Consider the following 3,231-nt stretch of genomic DNA (forward strand, 5'->3'; position numbering starts at 1 on the left):
GGCATGAGGGTGGGTCGCCGGCTTGGCTTTGAGCCCTGCCTGCGTATCCTCGCGCGCGCCATGGTTCCCGCCTCGAGTCCCGCCGCCGTTGCTTCCCCCTCCGCAGTGCCCGGCCTGTCCGCGGTGCCCGCGCCACAGCCCGAGCCGTCGATGCGGTGGTTGGTGGGGCTGTTGCTCCTGGCGGCGCTGTTGCCCCGGCTGGGCGTGTTCTTCATCAACGAGAACCTCTACGGCGACGCGGTGGTGCGCACGGAGCTGGCGGAGCGGTGGTGGGCTTCGCCGCACGTCATCACCTCCTACAAGGATGGGACGTTCCAGTTCGGCCCCCTGCACCTGTACTTGGTGGGCCCGTTGCTGTCGGTGTTCGACCGGGACGTGGCGGGCCGGCTGGTGAGCCTGGTGTTCGGCGTGCTGTCAGTGGTGCCGCTGTTCGCGCTGACGCGGCGGTTGTTCGGCTGGCGCGCGGGCGTGGCGGCGGGGCTGGCCTTCAGTGCCTGGGGCATGCACCTGCAGTTCTCCACCACGGCAGGCAGCGAGGCGGTGTCGCTGTGCTTCATGCTGGGGGTGTTCGCGCTGGTGGCCGAAGGGGTGGAGGAGAACCGCTTCCAGCCGCTGTTCTGGGGCGCGGTGCTGCTCAACTTCGCGTGCGCGCTGCGCTACGACGCGTGGATGTACATCCCGCTGCTCACGGTGGCGCTGGTGTTCAGCAGCGAGGACCGGGTGGCGTCGCTCACGCGCGCGGTGGGCTTCGGGCTGGTGTGCCTGCCGTTTCCGCTGCTGTGGATGCAGGGCAACGAGCTGGCGCACGGCGACCCGTTCTTCCCGCTCAACGCGGTGGAGGACTTCCACCGGCAGTGGGTGGTGGACTCCGGTGGGGCCGGCGGCTCGCTGGGGTGGCGGCTGCAGCAGCTGGGGTTCTGGCCGGCGGTGGCGCTGTTCACGCTGACGCCCGGCGTGGCGCTCCTGGGCGCGGTGGGCATGGTGAAGGCGTGGAAGCAGCACCCGGAGACGCGCTGGCTGGTGGTGGCGGCGGTCCTGCCCGCGCTGTACTTCACCTTCCGCGCGGCGGTGATGCTGAGCTTCGTGCCGCTGGCGCGCTTCACGGTGACGCAGCTGGTGCTGCTGCCCGTATTCCTGGCGCCAGGCTTCGCGGCGGTGGTGGCGGGCCGGAGCGCCTTCGCGCGCCGCGCGGTGGTGGGCGTGAGCGCGGTGCTGGCGGTGGTGATGCCGGTGGCGCTGGGCATCTACACGTTCCGCGTGGAGGGCGGGCTGCATGACTCCCTGCGCCCGGTGAGCCCCACGTCCACCAACCCGGTGGCGGTAATGCAGGTGGCGCGCTTCCTCAAGGAGGAGGTGGCGGCCCGGGGCGGCGCGGCGGCCATCGACGATGACCCGCGCTACATGGACCTGCAGCTGGCCTTCTTCTCCAACCTGCCGGAGCTGCGCATGGCGCGCGTGCGCTGGGACACCTTCCGCCAGCGCCTCCAGGACGCGAAGCCGGACGTGGTGGTGCGCTTCGACGAGGGCAACCTGCTCAAGGACAAGGGCGTGACGCTGGACGGGCGGACGCTGACGGTCGACGGCGTGGCGTACGTGGAGCAGGACGGCTTCCAGGCCCCGCTGCACGTGTACCGCCGTCAGCCGTAACGCATCGGAGGGGCCCCGGGGCTCGGGGCCCGGGGGCCGCTTTCAGCGGCTCCAGGCTTCGTTCACGCCTCCGGGTCGTAGTCTTCCGGGTCGTAGCCTTCTTCGACCGGGGCGCGGTGCGCGTCCAGCCAGCCCTGCAGGATGAACTGCGCGGCGAGCTGGTCGATGACCTCGCGCCGCTTCGCGCGGCTGACGTCCGCCTCCAGCAGGGTGCGCTGGGCGGCCACGGTGGACAGCCGCTCGTCCCACAGCTCCACGGGCAGTCCGAGCGCCTGGCCGAGCACGTCCGCGAACTTGCGTGAGGCCTCCGCGCGCGGCCCTTCCGACCCGTTCATGTTGAGCGGCAGGCCCAGGACGAAGCGGGTGACCTCGTACTCCTTCACGAGCCGGGACAGCTCCGCGAGGTCGGCCTTGAGCGACGCGCGTCGCACGGTGGTGACGGTCTGGGCGGTGAGTCCCAGTCCGTCGGAGACGGCCACCCCGATGGTCTTGGTGCCGTAGTCGAGCCCGAAGGTGCGCATGCGCGGCGGACTCTAACCGCAATCCCTCGCGGTGGACCGACCCGTCCGCGCCTGGGGACGCACGCCGGCCCTCCACGCGTCCAACCCCTGGATATGGCTCGCGCCGCCCCGTGCCGCGGCCGGCATCGCCGCTGCAATGACCGGATCCCGTCCGAAGAGACGGCGCGCGGTCCTCTGGCAGCACCTCCTTCAACCCATCGCGCGGGAGTTTTGATGCTCGACATCCTCAAAGGCGTGGCGAACCTGCTGGGCGGTCCCATGACCGCCGTGGTCGACCTGGCGGGCAATGCCCTGGGTCTGCCCCCGGTCCTCACCAACTCCATCAAGACGGCCGCCGGGGTGATGACCGGCAACGTGATGATGGCGGCCAGTGGCGCGCTGGGCGTCGCGGATGAACTGAAGAAGAACCCACCGGCGAAGACGGAGTACTGCGCGCCCCAGGACGCGGCGAAGGCATCCGCGGGCTACGCGCCCTCCGCGAACGCAGGGGGCTCGCAGGCGGGATCCGGCGCCTCCGGAAGCCGGAGCCCGCTGGATCCGAAGCTGCTGGACTACGCGGACTCGCTGCGCACGCTGGAGGCGAACTTCGGCTACCTGGACCTGATGGACGGCCGCAAGGACGGCACGCTGTCGCACGGCGACCTCCAGCGCATCTCGCAGGACGCGAACGTGTCGCCGTCGTTGCGGGACGCGGCGAAGTTCATGGTCGAGAACCGGGGCTTCTTCGAGCAGGTGGACACGGCGAAGAACAAGGTGCTCTTCGTTCCAGTGCCGAACTTCAACGACGACCGCATCGACCTGATGAGCCTCCAGCAGGAGTCGAAGCGGCTGGCCGCGGACTTCGCGAAGTACGGACGTCCGGAGCGTCCGGGCCGTCCTTCGCCCACGCCCACGCCGTCGGATTGCCAGCCGGCGCCGTCGGACTGCGCGCCGCCCGCCACGGGAGGTGGCTCCGGGCCGGGCCCGGGCAGTGGCGCGGGGCGTCCGGGCAGTGGTGGCACGGGAGGCGCGGGGCGTCCGGGCAATGGTGGCTCGGGTGGCTCGTCGGGTCACGGTTCGGATG

2 protein-coding genes and 1 pseudogene are annotated in these 3,231 nt (G+C 71.1%); 2 read left to right on the forward strand and 1 reads right to left on the reverse strand.

What is annotated here, in order from left to right; translation table 11 throughout:
• Positions 1-60: 60 nt before the first annotated feature.
• Entirely contained in the window at positions 61-1,647 is a 1,587-nt protein-coding gene (locus D7Y13_RS40180) for an ArnT family glycosyltransferase (RefSeq protein ID WP_199732990.1), read from the forward strand.
• Positions 1,648-1,709: 62 nt separating this feature from the next.
• On the opposite strand, the gene ruvX is transcribed toward D7Y13_RS40180, so the two are convergent.
• A complete protein-coding gene (ruvX, locus tag D7Y13_RS40185) occupies positions 1,710-2,168 on the reverse strand; it encodes a Holliday junction resolvase RuvX (protein ID WP_120538317.1) in 459 nt (152 codons plus the stop codon).
• Between the two features lie 213 nt (positions 2,169-2,381).
• Between ruvX and D7Y13_RS40190 the strand changes: the two are divergent.
• A pseudogene (locus tag D7Y13_RS40190) lies at positions 2,382-3,231 on the forward strand (hypothetical protein); the annotation flags it as partial.

Source organism: Corallococcus praedator (genome assembly GCF_003612125.1).
Taxonomy (GTDB): Bacteria; Myxococcota; Myxococcia; order Myxococcales; family Myxococcaceae; genus Corallococcus; species Corallococcus praedator.